This is a genomic window from Lacticigenium naphthae DSM 19658 (assembly GCF_000425865.1).
Classification (GTDB): Bacteria; Bacillota; Bacilli; order Lactobacillales; family Carnobacteriaceae_A; genus Lacticigenium; species Lacticigenium naphthae.
On the sequence record NZ_KE384470.1, the window covers coordinates 1 to 2,702 of the forward strand.

Consider the following 2,702-nt stretch of genomic DNA (forward strand, 5'->3'; position numbering starts at 1 on the left):
ATCCGGCTCTGAACGCCTGTTGTCGCACTCTTTTTAAACGTGTTCCAAAAGGCAGACCCGACGTCCACTTCACGCCTACTCTTCGATAGTCTACGACTATCTATCAAGTATACGAGAAGTGATCCGGCTCTGAACGCCTGTTGTCGCACTCTTTTTTAGTTACCTAGGCGGCGTTTCCGGTATTGGCTGTAGTCGACGGCGTTGTCCATAAAGTGATGCAATGTATCAACGAGTGATTCGTGATCGGAGTTCATCAAGCCTTGTGCTTCAAGTGAGGCTGTTCCATGCACGATCGGCCAGATTTCTTCGAATAATGCCTTTTTCTCTTTTGCAGTCAATTGATTGGTTCGTTCACTGTTGTTCATAGCTTCTACCATTTCCTGATAGGATATCTGGTACAATAAGTACGAATCAAGCTCCATCTCAATAAATAGAGCGGTGAAAAACACGGGTTCTTTTTTCGCAAACTGTATGTAATTTAAACATGTGTCCACTACTTTATTGCCTGTATGAACTGCCGTATAAACTTCATCAGTTAAGTAATTATAAACTTTTTCATATATACCGTTTTTTAAGTCGTCCATATTTTTAAATTCTAAATAAATCGGTTGTGTTGAACAATTTAAGCGAGTAGCAATATTTCGGGCTGTAAACCCACGAAAGCCTTCTGTTCGGACAACTTCGTAAGCCGAATCTAAAATCGTTGCTTTCATAATGGTTTTTTTTCTAGCCACGGTCTTTTCCCCCTTAATAAGAAAATTTCTCCTAAAGAACCAAATTGGTATACATAGAAATTGAATGTAACCGCCTCATCTATAAACTCAGTCTAATACTTAATCTATTTTAACACCTTTTTTTATTATTTCAATAATAAATTTGCATCAGTTCAATAAGTATACCATAAAATTCTCTATATTAGTTCAAATCGTTACAATCTATAACGCTTGTTTTTGGAAAATGGATAGCCGGAAAGAGTGTATCTAAGCGGTTTTCAAGTCCTCTCACTGCTCGAGTGAACCATTTTCCAATTTGTGACTTTTCAATTGACTAGTCTTTTCTATTTTTTTCTACCTTTTAAGTCTAGCACAAACTATTCCTGAAATCTTATTTTAGCACCTGGGAAAGATAACCGATTTGTGCGATACGCAGCTTTTTTTCTTCTATAAGACTAGTCTGGTAGAATCCTCCTACCCTTAGATTCGCCAAGTAACGATGTCCTCTACTCTTTATTGAAAGACCGCCGCGACTCCCTTTGTAGCTGGCGATCCTTTTTTGGTACATTTTATTTTTTTATTGCTTTCGCTTTCATTGTCCTGATTTGTACATTGTGATAAGATTAAGATTGAGTTAGAAAAATTTCATTACACACGTAGGAGGATGAAGAATGGTTTTAGAAAATTTTGATGCATTGCTTCAAAAATATGCTCATTTATTAGTAAAATCCGGCATCAATGTGCAAAAAGGACATACGGTCGTGCTTTCTGTAGATGTGGAACAAGCACAATTAGCGCGCTTGTTGGTCAAAGAAGCCTATAAATTAGGTGCAAAAGAAGTGATCGTGAAATGGACGGACGATGAAGTCAGTCGCGAGACATTCATTCACGCTCCTCAAGATATCTTGACTGACATTCCGCAATACAAAGTAGACGAATCACTAGCCCATATCGAAAAAGGTGCCAGTCGTTTGAGTGTCCGTTCTGCTGATCCGGATTCCCTAAAAGGAGTCGACAGTAATAAAGTTGCAGCATACCAGTCCGCAGTCGGCAAGGCTCTGCATGAACAACGCAAAGCTACGCAGTCAAACAAGGTCAGTTGGTTAGTCGCCGCAGCTGCGGGCAAGAAATGGGCTGCCAAAATATGGCCTGATTTGACCGAAGAAGAACAGATGGAAGCATTATGGACTCAAATTTTCTGTGCGGTCCACTTGTTCGACGAGGATCCTGTGGAAACATGGAAGAAAAAAGATGGGTTGTTAAATACGAAAGCGGAAGAATTGAACAAGGAACAGTTCGTTGCCTTGCATTATTCTGCTCCGGGAACAGATTTGACAGTCGGCTTGCCAGAAGGCCATCTCTGGGAAGGTGCGGGCAGCTTGAACGCACGCGGCGAACGTTTCATGGCCAATATGCCTACGGAAGAAGTCTTTACAGCGCCTGACGCAAACCGTGTCGATGGTACAGTTGTGAGCACGAAACCGTTGAGCTATGCTGGGGTAACGATCTCAGGTATGGAATTCACTTTCAAAGACGGTAAAGTGGTCAGTGTCACAGCTGAAGAAGGCGAAGATGTACTGAAGAAACTGATCGAAACCGATGAAGGAGCAGCACGTTTGGGAGAAGCTGCTTTGGTTCCGAATGAATCGCCGATTTCAATGTCTGGGATCACTTTCTACAATACGTTGTTTGACGAAAATGCATCCAACCACTTAGCGTTGGGTTCAGCTTACGCATTCAACTTGCAAGGTGGTACAGAAATGAGCGAGGACGAGTTGAAAGAAGCTGGCTTAAACCGCTCAAACGTCCACGTAGACTTCATGATCGGATCCGCTGAAATGGATATCGACGGAATCCGCAAAGACGGCACACGCGTACCCGTATTCCGCAAAGGAACTTGGGCATAAAAACAGAAAAGTTTTTGAAGCCGTTCTGTTTCCTGTAAAAATAGGATCCTCAGCCCTGAATGAGCACACTGCGCAATGGGGT

The 2,702-nt window shown here is 41.9% G+C and carries 2 protein-coding genes; one reads left to right on the forward strand and one right to left on the reverse strand.

The features are described 5' to 3' along the window. Positions 1-155: 155 nt before the first annotated feature. On the reverse strand, positions 156-734 hold the full coding sequence (locus H626_RS0110215) for a TetR/AcrR family transcriptional regulator (RefSeq protein ID WP_027109274.1): 579 nt from the start codon (positions 732-734) through the stop codon (positions 156-158). A 650-nt stretch (positions 735-1,384) separates the two neighbouring features. Between H626_RS0110215 and H626_RS0110220 the strand changes: the two genes are divergently transcribed. After that, positions 1,385-2,620, forward strand: a complete 1,236-nt coding sequence (locus H626_RS0110220; protein ID WP_027109275.1) for an aminopeptidase — start codon at positions 1,385-1,387, stop codon at positions 2,618-2,620. The last annotated feature ends 82 nt before the right edge of the window (positions 2,621-2,702 follow it).